Origin of the sequence: Halovivax gelatinilyticus (assembly GCF_024300625.1) — an archaeon.
In the GTDB taxonomy this organism is placed as follows: Archaea; Halobacteriota; Halobacteria; order Halobacteriales; family Natrialbaceae; genus Halovivax; species Halovivax gelatinilyticus.
The window spans coordinates 1,104,797-1,121,323 of sequence record NZ_CP101322.1 but is presented as its reverse complement, the minus strand read 5'-3'; the positions used below and the strand labels follow the sequence as shown (position 1 = coordinate 1,121,323).

At 65.4% G+C, this 16,527-nt stretch carries 20 protein-coding genes and 1 tRNA gene; 13 read left to right on the top strand and 8 right to left on the bottom strand.

All coding sequences use genetic code 11. The features are described 5' to 3' along the window. Nucleotides 1-24: 24 nt before the first annotated feature. The 3 genes from NKH31_RS05460 to NKH31_RS05450 form a co-directional block, all read right to left on the bottom strand. Complete coding sequence (locus NKH31_RS05460) at nucleotides 25-492, bottom strand: PaaI family thioesterase (protein ID WP_254864121.1); 468 nt, start codon at nucleotides 490-492, stop codon at nucleotides 25-27. A gap of 93 nt (nucleotides 493-585) precedes the next feature. Next, the gene (locus NKH31_RS05455; RefSeq protein WP_254864120.1) at nucleotides 586-1,443 is read right to left on the bottom strand and encodes a hypothetical protein; all 858 of its coding nucleotides are present in this window, start codon (nucleotides 1,441-1,443) and stop codon (nucleotides 586-588) included. A gap of 129 nt (nucleotides 1,444-1,572) precedes the next feature. Continuing rightward, entirely contained in the window at nucleotides 1,573-2,502 is a 930-nt protein-coding gene (locus NKH31_RS05450) for a DUF8155 domain-containing protein (RefSeq protein ID WP_254864863.1), read from the bottom strand. A 55-nt stretch (nucleotides 2,503-2,557) separates the two neighbouring features. Between NKH31_RS05450 and NKH31_RS05445 the strand changes: the two genes are divergently transcribed. Then, nucleotides 2,558-3,256 carry a lipoate--protein ligase family protein gene (locus NKH31_RS05445; protein ID WP_254864119.1) on the top strand — a complete coding sequence of 233 codons (699 nt, stop codon included), beginning with the start codon at nucleotides 2,558-2,560 and terminating at the stop codon, nucleotides 3,254-3,256. Nucleotides 3,257-3,451: 195 nt separating this feature from the next. Here NKH31_RS05445 and NKH31_RS05440 read toward each other — a convergent pair whose 3' ends face one another. Further along, nucleotides 3,452-3,808, bottom strand: coding sequence for a hypothetical protein (locus NKH31_RS05440; RefSeq protein WP_254864118.1), 357 nt, complete (start codon nucleotides 3,806-3,808; stop codon nucleotides 3,452-3,454). A gap of 96 nt (nucleotides 3,809-3,904) precedes the next feature. Here NKH31_RS05440 and NKH31_RS05435 point away from each other — a divergent pair, with 96 nt between their 5' ends. Beyond that, on the top strand, nucleotides 3,905-5,179 hold the full coding sequence (locus NKH31_RS05435; protein WP_254864117.1) for an MFS transporter: 1,275 nt from the start codon (nucleotides 3,905-3,907) through the stop codon (nucleotides 5,177-5,179). A gap of 80 nt (nucleotides 5,180-5,259) precedes the next feature. Beyond that, nucleotides 5,260-6,417 carry a tRNA (guanine(26)-N(2))-dimethyltransferase gene (locus NKH31_RS05430; protein ID WP_254864862.1) on the top strand — a complete coding sequence of 386 codons (1,158 nt, stop codon included), beginning with the start codon at nucleotides 5,260-5,262 and terminating at the stop codon, nucleotides 6,415-6,417. A gap of 36 nt (nucleotides 6,418-6,453) precedes the next feature. Here NKH31_RS05430 and NKH31_RS05425 read toward each other — a convergent pair whose 3' ends face one another. Then, a complete protein-coding gene (locus tag NKH31_RS05425; protein WP_254864116.1) occupies nucleotides 6,454-6,936 on the bottom strand; it encodes a hypothetical protein in 483 nt (160 codons plus the stop codon). A gap of 203 nt (nucleotides 6,937-7,139) precedes the next feature. Between NKH31_RS05425 and NKH31_RS05420 the strand changes: the two genes are divergently transcribed. Next, complete coding sequence (locus NKH31_RS05420; protein WP_254864115.1) at nucleotides 7,140-7,586, top strand: hypothetical protein; 447 nt, start codon at nucleotides 7,140-7,142, stop codon at nucleotides 7,584-7,586. Between the two features lie 82 nt (nucleotides 7,587-7,668). Here NKH31_RS05420 and NKH31_RS05415 read toward each other — a convergent pair whose 3' ends face one another. Further along, complete coding sequence (locus tag NKH31_RS05415; protein ID WP_254864114.1) at nucleotides 7,669-8,190, bottom strand: winged helix-turn-helix transcriptional regulator; 522 nt, start codon at nucleotides 8,188-8,190, stop codon at nucleotides 7,669-7,671. A 152-nt stretch (nucleotides 8,191-8,342) separates the two neighbouring features. Between NKH31_RS05415 and NKH31_RS05410 the strand changes: the two genes are divergently transcribed. The 3 genes from NKH31_RS05410 (at nucleotide 8,343) to NKH31_RS05400 (ending at nucleotide 11,159) form a co-directional block, all read left to right on the top strand. Beyond that, a complete protein-coding gene (locus NKH31_RS05410) occupies nucleotides 8,343-8,681 on the top strand; it encodes a DUF7471 family protein (RefSeq protein WP_254864113.1) in 339 nt (112 codons plus the stop codon). Between the two features lie 91 nt (nucleotides 8,682-8,772). Beyond that, nucleotides 8,773-10,140 (top strand): YihY/virulence factor BrkB family protein, encoded by a 1,368-nt coding sequence (locus NKH31_RS05405; RefSeq protein ID WP_254864112.1) that lies wholly within the window; start codon nucleotides 8,773-8,775, stop codon nucleotides 10,138-10,140. A 104-nt stretch (nucleotides 10,141-10,244) separates the two neighbouring features. Next, nucleotides 10,245-11,159 (top strand): phosphatase PAP2 family protein, encoded by a 915-nt coding sequence (locus NKH31_RS05400; protein WP_254864111.1) that lies wholly within the window; start codon nucleotides 10,245-10,247, stop codon nucleotides 11,157-11,159. Between the two features lie 69 nt (nucleotides 11,160-11,228). Here the strand turns inward: NKH31_RS05400 and glnA are convergent, their stop codons facing one another. Continuing rightward, nucleotides 11,229-12,584, bottom strand: a complete 1,356-nt coding sequence (glnA, locus tag NKH31_RS05395; RefSeq protein ID WP_254864861.1) for a type I glutamate--ammonia ligase — start codon at nucleotides 12,582-12,584, stop codon at nucleotides 11,229-11,231. Nucleotides 12,585-12,709: 125 nt separating this feature from the next. Between glnA and lrp the strand changes: the two genes are divergently transcribed. From lrp to NKH31_RS05365, 6 genes are all read left to right on the top strand, one after another. After that, nucleotides 12,710-13,168, top strand: coding sequence for an HTH-type transcriptional regulator Lrp (gene lrp / locus NKH31_RS05390; RefSeq protein ID WP_254864110.1), 459 nt, complete (start codon nucleotides 12,710-12,712; stop codon nucleotides 13,166-13,168). A 71-nt stretch (nucleotides 13,169-13,239) separates the two neighbouring features. Further along, nucleotides 13,240-13,620, top strand: a complete 381-nt coding sequence (locus NKH31_RS05385) for a Rid family detoxifying hydrolase (protein ID WP_254864109.1) — start codon at nucleotides 13,240-13,242, stop codon at nucleotides 13,618-13,620. A gap of 11 nt (nucleotides 13,621-13,631) precedes the next feature. Then, entirely contained in the window at nucleotides 13,632-13,844 is a 213-nt protein-coding gene (locus NKH31_RS05380) for a DUF7981 family protein (RefSeq protein WP_254864108.1), read from the top strand. A gap of 48 nt (nucleotides 13,845-13,892) precedes the next feature. Continuing rightward, nucleotides 13,893-13,974, top strand: a tRNA-Ser gene (locus tag NKH31_RS05375). A 450-nt stretch (nucleotides 13,975-14,424) separates the two neighbouring features. Then, nucleotides 14,425-14,949, top strand: a complete 525-nt coding sequence (locus tag NKH31_RS05370; RefSeq protein WP_254864107.1) for a hypothetical protein — start codon at nucleotides 14,425-14,427, stop codon at nucleotides 14,947-14,949. A gap of 96 nt (nucleotides 14,950-15,045) precedes the next feature. After that, nucleotides 15,046-15,507, top strand: coding sequence for a DUF302 domain-containing protein (locus NKH31_RS05365; RefSeq protein ID WP_254864106.1), 462 nt, complete (start codon nucleotides 15,046-15,048; stop codon nucleotides 15,505-15,507). A 61-nt stretch (nucleotides 15,508-15,568) separates the two neighbouring features. Here NKH31_RS05365 and NKH31_RS05360 read toward each other — a convergent pair whose 3' ends face one another. After that, nucleotides 15,569-16,096 carry a hypothetical protein gene (locus NKH31_RS05360; protein ID WP_254864105.1) on the bottom strand — a complete coding sequence of 176 codons (528 nt, stop codon included), beginning with the start codon at nucleotides 16,094-16,096 and terminating at the stop codon, nucleotides 15,569-15,571. Nucleotides 16,097-16,527: the final 431 nt, after the last annotated feature.

Sequence of the window (16,527 nt, the reverse complement as noted above, 5' to 3'; positions counted from 1 at the left end):
CGGCCGCCGAATTCGAACCGCGGCTCACTCCGACCGGAAGATCCGGTAGGAACCCTGCCCGGTGGCGACCTCGCGCGTCTCCCCGTCCGGGGTCGTACTCTCGACGCTGATCTCGCTGACGCCGACGGTCGACCCGGTACGGATGACCGTGGCCGTGGCGTCTAAGTCGCCCGTCGCCGGTCGCAGGTAGTTGACGTTCAGGTTGATCGTGGCGATGCCGGTCTGGACGGGGTCGTCGAGTTTCGTCCGCAGGACGAGCCCCCCGACGGTGTCGACCATCGTCGCGGCGATGCCGCCGTGAATGTCGGCTCTGCGATCCTCGCGACCGCCGTTCGGGCGCGTGTTCGTCAGCTTCTCGTCGTAGGGGACCGACATGGTCATCGTCCCGTCGTCGACGTTCGTGACGGTCAGGCCGAGCCAGGAGAGAAACTCGTGGTTCTCGTCGATGTGCGCCTGGAGCATCTCGCCCATCGCGTCGTACTCGTCGCTCATACGGGTCTCTGCGGCGGCGCGACTCTTGGACCCTGCGCTTTTTCGGTTCGGCCCGTTGAACGGGGTTTACCGGCTGACTGTGAAACGGGCTCTTTAACCCTTCTCCCCGTCAGCCGCCGGCTCGTCCGCCCACGCCGGTCGCTCGACGGTCGCCTCGTCGGTCACCGCGTAGCTGAGTTCGGCCGTGTAGCTATCACCGCCGTCGAGCCGCTCGTAGACGTACGCCGCGTAGTTCGAGGCGTCGACGACGGAAAACGTGACCTCGACCGAGACGAGCGCGCCCGTCTCGGCGTCCGCGTACACCGCCCCCTCGGCGTCGGTCACGCGGTACTCGTCGACGGTGGTACCGGAGACGACGCGCTCGTACCAGCCAGTCTCGGGTTCGAAGACGTCGACTGACCGATCACCGATCGCGGTCTCGTCGACGCGCTCGAACGAGAGTTGCGAGAGCAGCGGATCCGTTCCGACGAACCAGGTCGACTCGAACTGGTCTTCGATCGACGACGGGTCGGTGCTGGTGTCGAGACTGACGTAGCCGTCGTCCACGGGTTCGATCGTCTCGTTCTCGCCGGCGTGTTCGAGCCACCCCTCGTAGGTGTCCGCGCTATCGGTCCACGAACGGGTCGCGTCCCACTCGCCGTCGAGGTCGGTGTACCGCACTGTGCGCGTCGTTTCGTCGGCTACGTCCCACTCGGTCTCGAGCGAGACGTGCTCGCCGTCGACGGCGAAACCAGTCTCGAGTTCGAGCGCGAAGTCGCCATCCTCGTAGATGCGGATCGTCTCGTCGATCGCGAACGAATCGTCGTCCGACGGCAGGGCGCTCGTGTCGAATTCACTCTCGTAGGGGTCGTGGGTCACCGTCGAGAACGGGTAGGCGAGCAAGAGGCCGGTGACGGCACCGACGACGAGCAGGCAGCCAGCGCCGACGATCGCGATCCGACGTCGGTCCATTTCACCCGAACATTTCAATTCGCTTGCTATAATCGTTCGTATCTCGCGTCGTCGACACGCCGGCCAGGCGCCATACGCGCGGGTCACTCATGGCGTCCCACGAGTTCACTCCGATAGCGTCCCACGGGTTCACTCCGCTCCGTCCCGCTCGATCGAGATTGCGACCGGCTCGCCGACCTCGAACCGTCGGTCCGGACAGATCACCTTCGCGCCGAAGCCGGCGTCGCGCCCGCAGAACAGCGAGAGGCCGGTGACCGGCTCGCCGTTCGCCAGGACGGTCGCACCGGCCCAGTCGATCGTCCGGCCGGTCGCGGTGCCGATCGGGTCGCCGGCGAGGCGGATCGTCCGTTCTCGGGAGCCGTCGGGAGTCGCGGTCTCTACGCCGAGGACGCCGCCCGTCTCGTAGTGGGGCAATCCGCCGTCGAGAATACCGCCGCTATCGGACGCGATGGCGGCCCACTCGCCCGGATTCGGGTTGACGGGTGCGTCGAGTATCGCGTACGTCTCGCCCGCGGCGACGACGGTCCCCTCGCCATCCCACGTGAGCGGACGGACGTCGACCGCGACGTCGATCGGGAGCGATCCCGACGCGCGACGGTGGTTCTGCTCGGGCCGGCGAAAGCCGACGTGGAGGTGGGTGCCGACCCAGGGGGCGAAAAAGCCCGCGCGGACGAGCCGGCCGAGGTCGTCGCCGATGGCCACCCGATCGCCCGGCTCGACGCCGGGATCGACGTGGAGGATCCGGGCAACGAGCCCCGCCGCCGACGCGGGTTCGTCGACGTCGACGAGGACCAGATAGTCGTGTTCGGGCGCGTAGGGTTTCGGCGGCGCGCGGACGGTCCGCGTCTCGCGTACCACGCCCCCGACGGGCGATGGCGCGCGAGCGTCGAGCCCCTCGTGCGGGTCGCTCCCGGTGGGGTAGAGATCCACTGCACAGCCCTCGTCGTGGGCGAGATACGGCGAGTTGTACAGCGAGAACCGCCGGTACTGACCGAGGACGCGCTCGTCGAGGACGACGGCCTGCTCCCGGTCGCGTCTGTCCGCGGCCTCGGTTCGCATCGGTCCACCCTGCGAGTCGAGAGCGTTTACCTTGTTCGGGTTCGAACCGTCGGTCGTGACCGTCACCGTTTACCGCGGGCGCGCAGCGACGATCGACGCCGACCGAGACGCGAGCCGTCGCCTCCTCGAACACGCCGCCGCGGGAGAGCGTGCGGTTCGCGTCTGGCGACCGCACCGGCAGGTGGCGTTCGGCCGCCGCGACGAAAACCGGGACGGATACGACCTCGCGCGGGAGGCCGCTCGAAGTCACGGCTTTCGCCCCGTCAGCCGCCGCGTCGGGGGCCGGGCCGTCGCCTACGACGGCGAGACGACGCTGGCGTTCGTCCGCGCCGAACCGGTCGAGGACCTCCGAACGGGCATCCAGGACCGGTACGACGCAATCACGGCCGACGTCACCGCCGCCCTCGAATCGTCCGGCGTCGCCGTCGCCGAGGGCGAACCCGCGAACGCCTTCTGTCCGGGCACCCACTCGCTCCGACTGCCCGACGGCCCCAAGGTGTCTGGAATTGCCCAGCGGGTGACGGGCGACGGCGCGCTCGTCGCCGGCATCCTGCTCGTCGATCGGATCGACGAACTCGCCGCGGTCCTGGCCGACGTCTACGACGCCCTCGACGTCCCGCTCGATCCCGGCTCCGTCGGCGGCGTCGCCCGCGCCACGTCGTCCGTCGACCCGGCCGACGTCCGGCGGTCGCTGGAGGGCGCGCTGGCCGGCGACGCGGCGACGACCGTGATTTCGATCGAGGAATCGGACTGAAACGAATTCTCTCAGCGCTCACGGTCGCCCACCTCTATCAGTCATCGATTACCTGCCAATCGGCCACCGATCAACCGTCAGCATCGGCCACCGATCAACCGCGACGACCGCCGTCGTGCGAGCGAATCGAAGCCTCTCTACGGTGGTGGAGACGGCCTCAACATACAGTGAAAGACGAACGGGAGGGACCGTCCGCTACAGAAATTCGCGGACGTCCGAGTACCACATGTCGTGGTAGTCGAGGTGGCCGATGCGCCGCGCGATGGCGACCGACAGGACGTGCCAGCACTCCTCGGTGGGATCGTCCGGGTCTAAGTTGTATGTCGCGTCCTTGCAGGTACACGCCCCGCCCTCGATGACGTACTCGTCTCGGTGGCCGACGACGACCGTGAAGTCGCGGTAGACCTTCACCCGGCGCTCGCCGACGGCCTCGATGGCGCGAGCGCCCCGGTCGCCGTGGATCCGCGTGATCCGATCGACGAGGTCCGGGGTGAGTTCGCCCAGCTCTTCGAGGTCCGCTTGCCAGCGTTCGACCGGATCGGGCGTCGCCACGACTGTCACTCTGGGCCGACCTGTAAAATCGGTTTGGGGTCGTCGCGCCGGAGCGGACACCACGGATTTATCGTTCCGGGAGAGAGACACGCGCAGATGGATCTTCGGTCCGATCCGCGATCCCGCCGGTGGGTGCTGTGGGGGCTGCTGAGCGTCGTCTTCGTCCTCGTCAACGTCCACCGCCTCTCCTCGGCGGTGTTGGCCGAGGATTTGATGGGTGCCTTCGAGACGACCGGCGGACAGCTCGGAACCCTCCACGCGACCTTCTTCTGGGTGTACGCGCTCATGCAGATCCCGACCGGAATTCTGGCCGATCGGGTGGGCCCGCGGCGAACGGCGACCGCCGGCGGCGTACTCATGAGTCTGGGAGCGATCTGGTTTTCGGTCGCCGATTCCTACCTCGCGGCGCTGTTCGCGCGGGGGCTAGTCGGCCTCGGCGGGAGCGTCATCTTCGTCTGCATCCTCCGGTTCAGCGCGAACTGGTACCGTGCGGACGAGTTCGCGACCATGAGCGGGCTCACGTTCGCCGTCGCGGGGATCGGCGGCGTGATGGCGACGACGCCGCTCTCGATCGCGGTCGACGCGACCGACTGGCGGACGACGATCGGCTGGCTGGGCCTCGTCGGCGTCGTCGCCTCCGTCGCCGTCTACGCGTTCGTTCGCGACGATCCGGAGGCGGCGGGACTCTCGCCGATCGCCGACGTTCCCACCCAACCGACGCTGTCGGCCGGCCAGCTCCGCGACGCGCTGTCGACCGTGCTCGCAGATCGCGTCACCTGGGTCGTCAGCGCGTTGCTCTTTTGTGCGACGGGGATCAACCTCACGCTGTTCGGGCTCTGGGGCGTCCCCTACGTCGCCCAGACGTACGACGTCTCGACGACGTACGCGTCGGTGTTCGCGCTGCTTGGCGCGGCCGGGTTGATCGTCGGCCCGCCCGCGTTCGGTCGCCTCTCCGACCTGCTCGGCCGTCGGACCGAGCTGATGGTGTACGGCGGCGCGGTGTACACGACCTGTCTGGCCGCCATCGCGGTCGCGGGGACGCCGCCGCTGTGGCTCGTCGCGGTCGTCTTCTTCGTCACCGGCGGCCTCCTCGGCGCGTTCGTCCTCTCGTACCCGGTCGTCAAGGAGCGCCACCCCGATCGAGCCAGCGGCATCTCGACCGGGACGGTCAACGGCGCGGCGTTTCTCGGCGCGGGTACCTTCCCGACGCTGATGGGGTGGGCGCTCGACGCCTACTGGACCGGCGAGTTCGTCGGCGGCGCGCGGGTGTACACGTCGACGGGCTATCGCGTCGCCTTCGCCATCGCGGCCGCCGCCGGCTTCGTCACGTTTCTGTGTACGATCTGGGTGCACCGGCGGGTCGGTGGCTGATTCGCGACCGACACGTCGACGACGGCGGGTGGCCGACCGACATCACCGCACTTTTCGTCTCGCCGGACCGACTCCGAGCCATGCGCGTCTCGGAGGGCGGCGTCGAGCTGGAGGTCCCGGGCGAGTCGACGGCGGGCGTCGAGGAGGCCGTGTTCTACAACCCGCGACAGGAACTCAACCGCGACCTGACGATCGCCGTGCTCCGGGCGTTTCGCGACGAACGCGAGTCGCGCGCCGCCACCTACCTCGACGCGATGACCGCGAGCGGAATCCGCGCGATTCGTGCGGCCGCCGACGGCTGGACGGCGTTCGGCTGCGATCGGGACGAGCGAGCCGTCGCGCTCGCTCGCGAGAACGCAGAGCGCAACGACGTCGGCGTCACCGTCGCTCACGAGGACGTCAACGCGTTCATGTACGGCTGTGGGCGGGACATGGACGTCGCGCTCGACGTGGTGGACCTGGATCCGTACGGGACGCCGATGCCGTTCGCCGACGCGGCCTTCGCCAACGCGCGAAACCTCGTCTGCGTCACCGCGACCGACACGGCGCCGCTGTGTGGCGCTCACTTCCAGAGCGGCGTGCGTTCGTACTCGGCCGTTCCCCGCAACACAGACTATCATCCGGAGATGGGCGTCCGAATCCTGCTCTCGGCGCTCGCCCGCTCGGCCGCGCGGTTCGACGTCGGCGTCACGCCCATCTTCACCCACGCCAGCAGCCACTACGTTCGCACCTACCTCGAACTCGATCACCGGGCGACCGCCGCCGACGCCGCACTCTCACACCTCGGGTTCGTCCACCACTGCGAGGACTGCCTCTACCGCGAGGCCGACGACGGCGGCGCGGGGGCCGACCCCGGCCTGATCGCGACCCCGATCGACGACTGTCCCAACTGCGGTGGCGACCGACTGCTCACCGCCGGCCCGCTCTGGCTCGGTCCGTACCGCGACCGGGACTTCGTCGCGAGCGTCCGCGAGCGCGTTCCCGAAACCGCCGGCACCGCCGAGGCGGCCCGTGAACTCTGTGCGACGCTCGAAGCCGAACTCGACGAGCCGACCCACTACGACCAGCACCGTCTCTGCAAGGAGTGGACGCTGCCGGCGAACGCGATGGCCGACTTCCTCGACGACCTTTGCGACGCGGGATACGACGCGTCACCGGCGCACTACAGCGGAACGGCGTTCAAGACGGACGCCGACGTCGGCGAGATTTTCGACGCAACGGCGGACAGTTTGCGGTGAAGCCGGCGACGGTCGTCACTCTGCGACGGTCGACGATCAGGCTTCGTCGTCGATCGCCAGTAACGCGACGAGCAGGACGAGCAACGCGGCTTCGACGACCTTGCTGACGAGCGCCCAGGCGTCGTCGAGCAGGTGATCGACGACCACCGCCGCGTGGCCCATGTCGTGGTGGCCGTGGGCCTCGATGTGGGGCCAGAACCCGCCGTGTTCGAGGACGGTGTGCCAGGCGCCGTAGCCGGCGAGGTAGGCGACTATCAGGACGATGCCGCCGACGTAGAGCGGTTGCCTTCGCACGCCGTTGTACGCGAGCAAGACGCCGGCGACGATCGCGACCGCAGAGAGCGTAAAGAGCATCGGCCGGGGATCGTACAGCGTCCCGAGTCGGAGGTGTTCGACCAGGCGGGGGAATCCGAGCGTCGGGTGAAAGAGGTGTGCGATGGCGACGACGAGTGCCACTCCGGCGGCGACGGGTCGGAGAACCGTCGGGTCGAGTGCGGAGGGGGTTTCTCCCGTAGCCATTACGTGTCGGCAGTTTCGAGCGCACTCAAAAGGCTATTCTGGTTCACTTCTCGAAGGGAGTGGTCCGATTTTCGGAGGGGGTGGTACACTTCTCGAAGGGTTTGGTTCGATTCTCGAACGAGTGTGGTTCGACTCTCGAACGCGAAACAGCCCTCTCGAGTCCGATCGTGGCAGTTATTGGGCTTCCACGGCTGCCTCCGCGTATGCCCACCAGACGAACCGCGATCGCGGCCGTCGCGAGTTCGATCGCGCTCGCCGGCTGTCTCTTCGAGGACGCGATCGACGAGCGCGGCGACCTCGAGATCGTCATCGACGGCGAGCCGGTCGACCTGACCGAGGATCGCTTCCAGGCCGAGCACGCGGACGACTACTCGATCGACTTCCACCTCCACGAGGGACACGACGGCTGGTTTATGGAGGGCGAAGAACGGGTGACGGCGGGCGAGGCGATCGACTTGCTGCCTCACTTCGAACTCGACGTCGACGGCGGCGATCCGATCGTCCGATTCGACGGCGAAACCTACGACGCGGGCGACGACGGGACGGCGATCGAGTTCGCCGTCGACGGTGAGCCGATCGACCCGACCGCGTACGAACTACGCGACGGTGACGAGTTGCGGCTCGCGATAGAATCCGACGAGAGCGCCTAACTCCCGACCAGGGCGCCTAAGGCCCCGGCCAGAGTTCCTGACGCTCCGGACAGGGCGTCGACCGATGGTCGCCCGGCTACCCCTATTCGGTGGCGTCTTCGAAAACGTCGTCGACGAAGCGCGTAAAGCGATCGACGAGCCGGTCCGGCGTCGAGGGTTCGACCGCCTGGAGGAGCCGCCTCGTCCGGGTGGGATTCGTCAGGGTGAGCGACACCCGGTTTCGGTGATCGTAGCGCTTTTCGACCACCTCGCGCTCGACGAGGCGGTCGAGGTGGTACTCGACCGTGCTTCTGGCGAGGTCGAGGTCTCGTGCGAGGGTGGCGGGCGTCGTCGCCTCTCGTTCGAGCAGGGTCGAGACGATGGCTCGTGAGCTCTCCCGACGAAACAGCGCCAGCGCGGCGCGCTCCCAGTCCGTCGTCGACGGCGGGTAGTAGTGAGTCTGGCCGTAGAACTCCTCGCGGACGACCGCGCCCTCGTCGATGAGTCGGCGCAGGTGGTACTGCACCTGTCCGGGCGCGAACGCCTCCGCTCTGACCAGCTCGTTGAAGTGGACGCCGGCGTTGGCGTGGACGTGTTCGCGTATCGATGTTCTGGTTTCTGTCACGATTGATCAGCGTCGGCTTACCCTTCCGTACTAGCGGGGGATGTTCCACGGTTGCGACGGTTCCCGCCGCGAGGGAACGGTCGAAACCGTCGGGAGCACGGTAGACCGAATCGACACACATAGGACGACGGTCTGAGAGCACTTACGTGTAAATGATTCGCGCGATGCCGGCGTCGTGGCACGACCCGGAGCTGACGCCGCTGCTTCTCGTCGTAATCGCGCTCGCCGCCGTCGGGACCACCGTCCTCTTCCTCGCGGCCGTGGTCGCCTACCGCCGCCGTCGGACGGCCCGATACGCGCTCCTCTCGATCGTACTCGGCTTGCTCGTCACGCGGTCGGTCGTCGGGCTGGGGACCGTCTTCGGCGTCGTCCCGATGACCGTCCACCACTTGATCGAACACGGCTTCGACTTCCTGATCGCGGCCCTGCTACTCTGGGCAGTCTACCGGGGCGGATCGCCGGAACGAGCGGACCGAACCGACGGCGGGTAACTCCCGTCGGTCGTCCCGATTCCGTGACGGCCAGCCTCACCGAGCGCGAAACCGTGTGCGCTATTTCCTGCCGGGCGTGGTAGCACGGTTCGTGATCGACGTCGACTCGATACGTCTCGCTCTCCGAGACGCCATCTTCATCGCTCGGACCAGGCAGCTGACGCTTCTGTCGGCCGGCGTCGCGTTTTACGCGTTTCTCTCGCTGGTACCCATCGCGCTGCTGGCCGTGGGAGTAGCGTCGAGCCTGGGGGGCGAAGCGCTGGCACACCGGTTCTCGGGTGCGGCTGCCGAATTTCTGACGCCGGCCGCCCAGCAGCTGCTCGCCGACGCGCTCGTCGACGACACCGGACGCCGGTCCGCGACGGTCGTCGGGGCGATCGGTATCATCTGGGGATCGAGTCGGGTTCTCAGAGGGCTCGACCGGGCGTTCTCGCTGATCTACGGCACCGGTGGCGAGCGAAGCGTGCTCGATACGTTCTGGGACGCGGCCGTGGTCGCCGGTGCGGTCACGGTCGGACTGGGTCTCGTCGCCGGGCTCGAACTCGCGATCGCCCTGGCGCCGGTGCCGGGAACCGGTCTCGTCGGTCCGTTATTCGTCTTTCCGGCGCTGGTCGCGGCGTTTCTCCCGCTGTACGTCATCTTCCCCGGCCGGTCGGTGTCGGTTCGCGAGGCGCTCCCGGGGACGATGATCGCGGCCGTCGGCTGGCTCGCGCTCAGTCGGACGTTCGCTATCTACGCCGCGCTCGCCTCAGCCTCGGCCGTCTACGGCGCGCTCGGGGGCGTATTGCTCGTACTCATCTGGCTCTACCTCGGCGCGATCGTCGTCGTCTTCGGCGCGGTGGTCAACGCCGTTCTCGCCGATCGCGGAACGGACCGGCAGCTACAAAGTCCCGGCTCTCGACAGTTCGGCCGACGAGCGATGACCGACGACGCCACGGATCGCGACGGCGAGTCGCCCACGTCGGAGCCGCCGACGGGATCGACGACGGACGACCCCGGGGAGCGGGCGAGCGACGCGACCGAACGGGCGACGTCCGCCGGGGAACCGAGCGACGGACGACGCGCGAGCGATCGTACCCGCGACCGGGCGGACGATCCGGCCGCCCTGCGCGAGGAGATCGAGCGACTTCGCGACGAGCTGGCGGCCGTAGAGGCGGGTGTCGAGTCCAGAACGGTTCGCAAAGAAGACCTCGAGGGCGATCTACGACGGTACGTCCGCCGGCGCGTCCGTCGCGGCAAGGCCCACGGCTGGGGCCCCTATCTCGTATTACTGTACGGCACCGCGATGACGATCGCCGCCTACTACTTCCTCTCTAGCGGCTGGGCCGTCTTTGCCATGTTCGTCATCTGGACCTCGACGCTCGGCGTCTACCTGCTGATGGTTCTGTTCGGAACGGTGTTTTCGGTCCTGGGGCTTCCCGGCCGGCTCCGGGACCGCGTCGGCGAGTGGCGATCGTGAGTCGGTGAGTAGCGCTTCTGGATTCTCCGGCCGACGCCATTCACCGACCGCGACAGTCTTTTCGACCGACAGAAATACGGTCGCCGAATCGAAAGACGGAGTCGATGTGGTTCGACTCGACGACCGTCCGAACGGTTCGGGATACGTTCCCCGAGTGGGCGGCGTTCCTCTGGGCGCTCTTTTCGTACGTCGGGAGCGTCTGGTTCGTCGCGCCGGCGATCGTCATCGCCTTTTACTTCGGTCCGCGCGATCGATTCGCGCCCTGGCTCGGGACGGTGATGGGTGCGTACGCGATCATGGTCGGAACGAAGGGCTACTTCGAGATCGGCCGACCTGGCGTCGGTCCCGCGATCGCCCCAGAGACGCTCCCGGTCGGCATTCGCCACGCCTACGCACCGCTGGTCGAGGTCTCCTCGACGAGTTTTCCGAGCGGCCACGCGATGGCCGGAACCGCCATCTGGCTCGCGTTCGCGTTCGAACTCGACGTCGGTACCCGGCGCCAGCGTCTCGTCGGGGCATCCGCGATGATCGCTGCCATCGGTTTTTCCCGCGTCGCGGTCGGTCTGCACTACCCGATCGACGTGTTCGTCGGGGCCGCCATCGCCGCCGCGTTCGTCGCCGCCGTCATCGCACTTCGTCGAACCGTCCGAACCGAATACGATCGACACGCAGAGACGACCGCGGTCTTCGTCGCCGTCGCCGCCGTCTCGCTGGTCTCGTTCGTCGTCGGGGGTCGCGTCGACGCCGCCGCGCTGTTCGGCGGGGCCGTCGGATCGGCGATCGCCTGGACCTACGCGACGCCACCTTACTCCGGGTGGGCGCTCTCGATCGATCGGGTCGGTCACGGTCTGCTCGGCATCGGTCTCCTCTCGGCGGGGGCGGCCGTCCTGCTGGTCACCGACTGGGTCGTCGTCTGGTTCGGTCTCGGCCTCTTCGCTGGCGTGGTGATCGTCGGACTGCCTCGGCTGGTCGCGGTCACGATCGAGACGGAAGAGTCGTCGCTCGGTGTGAGTAACTGATCGGTTCGCGGTGAGCCGACCGCCGCAACGTAACCAGTCCGTCGAACGCGGCGAAACCGGACCGACCGCTCAGAACGTCTCGAGGTAGCGATCGAGTTCCCACTCGGAGACGGAGACGAGGTAGTCGTCGAACTCCTGGCGCTTTGCCTCGATGAACTTCTCGCAGACGTGCTCGCCGAGCGCGTCGTTGACGACCTCGTCGGCTTCGAGCGCGTCGACCGCCTCGCCCAGGTTCGTCGGCAGCGTGTCGATGCCGTACTCGTCGCGCTTTCGCTCGTCGAACTCGTAGATGTTCTCTCTGACCGGGTCCGGCGCCTCGAGATCGCGCTCGATACCGTCGAGACCGGCCTCGATGATGGCCGCGAGGGCCAGGTAGGGGTTACACGACGGATCGGGCGAGCGCAGCTCGATGCGCGAGGCGGCCGGGACGCGCGCGGCGGGTTTGCGGATCAGCGCAGAGCGGTTGCGGTCGGACCAGGCGACGTAGACGGGCGCCTCGTAGCCCGGGACGAGGCGCTTGTAGCTATTGACCGTCGGGTTGGCGACGGCGGTGATCGCGGGGGCGTGTTCTAAGACGCCGGCGAGAAACGCGTGGGCCGTCTCGCTCAGGTTGAACTCGTCGTCACCGTCGTGGAAGGCGTTCTCGCCGTCCTCGGTGAAAAAGGAAACGTGCGTGTGCATGCCCGAGCCGTTGATCTCGGCGATCGGTTTCGGCATGAACGTCGCGTGCAGGTCGTGCTGGGCGGCGATGGCGCGGACCACCGTCCGGAACGTGGCAACGTTGTCCGCGGTGGCGATGGCGTCGTCGTACTCGAAGTTGATCTCGTGTTGCCCTTCGGCGACCTCGTGATGGCTCGCTTCGATCTCGAAGCCCATCGATTCGAGGCCGTAGATGATGTCCCGGCGGACGTCGCTCGCGAGGTCCTTCGGCGCGACGTCGAAGTAGCCGCCGGCGTCGTTCGTCTTCGTCGTCGCGCGACCGTCTTCGTCTTCCTCGAAGAGGAAGAACTCGGGTTCGGGCGCGACGTTGACGGTGTATCCTAGCTCGGCAGCACGGTCGAGCGTGCGTTTGAGCACCGTTCGCGGATCGCCGGCGAACGGTTCGCCCGTCGAGGTGTCGACGACGTCGCAGATCATGCGCGCCGCCGCGCCGTGGTCGTTCGTGCGCCACGGCAGGATGGCGAACGTCTCGGGATCGGGAATCAGGCGCATGTCCGACTCCTGGATCCGAACGAATCCTTCGATCGACGAGCCGTCGAAGTAGATGCCCTCGCGGAACGCTTTCTCGGTCTGGCGAGCGGGAACCGAGACGTTTTTTACCACGCCGAGAATATCAGTAAACTGCAATCGAAGAAAGTCGATATCTTCGTGTTCGATCGTTTCGAGAACCGATTCTTCCGTACTTGTAAGATTGCCGGTTGTCATCCGAAGCTCGTCTGACTCAACCATCTCCACCACTAAAACCCTACTGTTCCGCGCAATTAGCCCGTCTCTCGCCAGAAATTGTTCATTCGTAAAGTTCTAATGGGTGGGGGAAGTGGGTCAGCTTGATGACGTACGAAAATCTCGACTCGAAGTTGGTGAATGCCCTGTTGGGAGATGGTCGCGCGAGCCTGCGAAGCCTCGCCGAGGAACTCGACGTGTCGGTGACGACCGTCTCGAATCACTTATCCGACCTGGAGGAGGCCGGCGTGATCGACGGCTACACCCCGCGCGTCGACTACGACGCGCTCGGCTACGACGTCACGGCCGTCATCCAGCTCAAGGTCGAAGGTGACGCCCTTCCGGAGATCACCGACCGGCTTCGCGAGCACCGCCAGATGATCTCCGTCTACGAGGTCACCGGCGACTACGACGTCACGGCGATCGGCAAGTTTCGAGACACCGACGGCATGAACGAGCAGATCAAGACGCTGCTGACCGACCCCGACATCAAGGAGTCGAACACGAGCGTCGTCTTGAACGCCGTCGTCGAGAACGAGCAGTTCGACCTCGACGTCGAGGAGTGATCGGTGTCCGCGATCGGCGGAACTGACCGATTTCGCCGCCCTTTATTAGCCCGCCTCCCGGACCGCTAGGTATGAAGCGAATCATCAGCACGGACGACGCTCCGGCCGCGGTCGGCGCGTACAGTCAGGCGACGACGAACGGCTCGATTCTCTTTACCGCCGGCCAGATTCCGCTGACGCCCGACGGCGAGCTGCTCGACGACGAGCCCATCTCCGTCCAGACCGAGCAGGCGCTCGACAACGTCGTCGCGATCTTGAAGGAGAAGGGCGCGACGCCCGCGGACGTCCTCAAGACGACGGTGTTTCTCGCCGATATCGACGACTTCGAGGAGATGAACGAGACGTACGCGACCTACTTCGACGACGAGCCACCCGCCAGAAGCGCCGTGGAGGTGGCGAACCTTCCCAAGGGCGCCGGCGTCGAGATCGAGGCCATCGCGAACCTCGAGTAACCGACCACACCGTGAACGCACGCGTCAAATCCGCAACCCTCTGGGGGATCGTCGGCGGACTCGTCTTCGCCATCCTCGCCCAGGGGTCGATCGCCCTCGACGCGGTCGACCTGACGCTCGCGCAGTCGCTCGTCGGTTCGGTCATCGTAGCCGGTGCGACGGCCGTGGTGACCTATCGGTACGAACATCGCGTCGTCGCGTGGGCCGAAACCCGCGGCCGGTGAGACCGACCTCGCAAGACTTATTCGACCCAGTCGGCAACCTTCATCCGAGCCAGGATGGCCGAACGGTAAGGCGCACGCCTGGAAAGCGTGTTCCCTTTCGGGATTCTGGGTTCAAATCCCAGTCCTGGCGCTTCCTGTCGGTATCAACTTCGAGCGACGCATAGCGTCGCGAGAAACTTGGTGCCAGGAAGCGCCAAAGCGGGATTTGAACGTACGCCAGTCGCAGCCCGCGCAGTGAGCGAAGCGAACGAGCAGGACCGTCTGGAGGTGGGTTCAAATCCCAGTCCTGGCGTAGCGAGGTTCGAACGAAGTGAGAATCGCGAATTAGCGAACGGCGAAGCCGTGAGCGACGAGGATCGAGCGTAGCGAAATCCTCGAAATGTCGAACGGGGAGGAACGACCCGTGAGCGGCGTCCTGTCGGTATCGACTTCGAGCGATGCCACGATGCGGTGACTCCGCGGTCGAGACGTGACTGTTTGAACAACCACGTTACTGCTGCAACTTACTCTCTGGTAAGTTACCAACTTCCCATCTGGTTAGCGGGGCGTTATTACTGACTGTCGGACAAGTCCGGTACCGATGAATACCCGATCGAAGACTGATCGTACCGTATCGCGACGACGCGTCCTGGCGCTTGCGGCAACAGGAACGGCCGCACTTGCTGGCTGTCTATCGAGTGACGACGACGGCGACGGTAGCAACGGTGGTGGCTTCGGCGTGTGTTCGACCCCGGATACGGACGACCTCGAAGCGATGCTTCCCGACGAAAGTGACGTCAGTGGACTCTCGGAGGCGGGGCACGGCGATATGTCCATGGGGGGTCTTGAATCGACCTCTCGAACGTTCAGGGAAGGCGGCTCGACGGACGTAACTACGGTTGCGTCGCGATTTGGCGAACCGCCGCAATCTGAAGAAGATCTGTCCACCGTTTTCGACCGCGCTGATTCACATCACGCAGCGGTCCTGGCTTACGTCACTGCCGAGGAGTACGCGTTCGTCGCCGGCGGGTTCGACGAGGATCACGCCGTCGAGATGCTGCGAGCGTTTCCGGTCGTCGATTGTGCAGATCAGGCGTCATTCTTCGAGTCTGAGATGGGCGAGTAGCTCGCGAGCCAATTCAACCCTGCTGACATTTTGACCACTCGTCCGCCGTTGCCGAAAGCGGGTGTATTGATATAACGTGCGGGAGATGCTGTCGGTATGAGTACGGAGCAGACGCCGGCTCCCACCGTCGAGGAGGCGCTTTTCACCACGCTCGATCTGCCGTTCGAGGACGCGGTCGTCCACGTGCAGTTAGAACACGAGTACCAGGGGTTCGAGACGGTCGCGCTCACGCGCCTCGACGAGTACGTTGCGGGCGTGTTAGACACAGAGATCAGGAAGACGGCGCTCATCGTGGTCTGTCACGCCGAAATCGCGAAGGAGGCCCTCGAGATCGATCCGAAACTCGCCGGGTTGCTCCCGTGTACGACGGTCGTCTACGAGGACGGCGACGACGTCTGCGTCTACCACGCCTCGACGACGAAGGCGATTCGCGATCTCGGCTGTGCGCCGTGTGAGTGTCAGCCCGAAGTCGAGGCGCTCGTCGAGATGACCGGCGAGGTGATGACCGACGTCTGGGACAACATCGAGGCCCACGCCGACGGTGCCGGCCAGGTGTGAGCGAACGGCGAGTGCGAAGCTGCGGGCTTTCTCGAGTGGACGGTAGGGAGCGTTGCAGGTGTCAGTCGTCGAGTACCGCGTCGAGTTTCTCGTTCAGATTTCTCGTTTCGATGTCCGTCTCGAGGAGGTTCCCGCACGCGTCGACGAATTCCGTATTTTTTATCCGTCCGGTAAAGACGTGGGAGTCGCCGTCGTCGGTTCGAATGTGGGCGACAATGACGTCGTAGTCTTCGCCGTTGAAGTAGTCGTACGTGGTGGCGAGCGAGCCGACGATGAGGACTCCCATGAACAACGCGGTGTGGTCGAAGTCCGGATTCGTGGGTTGCCCAGCGAAGTAGAGAACGTAGGTGGACGACACGAGGACGACGGTGAAGACGGCGAAGAACCAGCCGAGAAACCTGTTTTGCTGGAGCGTCGCGTCCCGTTTGAACGTAATGCTCGCGATTTCGTCCGTCGAGACGGACACCGGGGATCCCGCACCCGAAACATCCGGCGTGTACGTGATACCGGTGTTATCTCCGGCGAAGGTTCCGCTGTTTTTCCCATCGATGACGTATTCATCGATATACGCTTCAGTTTCGAATTGCACTACGTGCGATTTAGCGTGAGTCCTCTTTTTTAGATTTGTGACTGATAGCATCGGTTGCGTTTTCGTCTCAATTGGTTTTGGTCACGGAAATTCGTCGCGAGATCCATCAGATCGACGTTCTCCCCCAGGCAACGTACTGAGCTGGGGTTTAACCGATTATAGTTCGCTCCGGACGACCGTGTCTTCCCAATGAAATTGATCGCCGTATTACCTCCACGTGGTCACCGAGATCCAGGACGCAGTTCCTTAGCAATCGATCCATGGTAATCAGATGGACACATGGTTATCGAACGAGGAGAGCTATTGACGTCATAATTTGAATGATCTTGTTAGGTGGATCTATAATACCGGTGATTAAGACTCGTCGACAGCTTCCACACTAAAAACCAACTATTTGTCTAACAATAATTAACAAAAACTAAATCGATGCA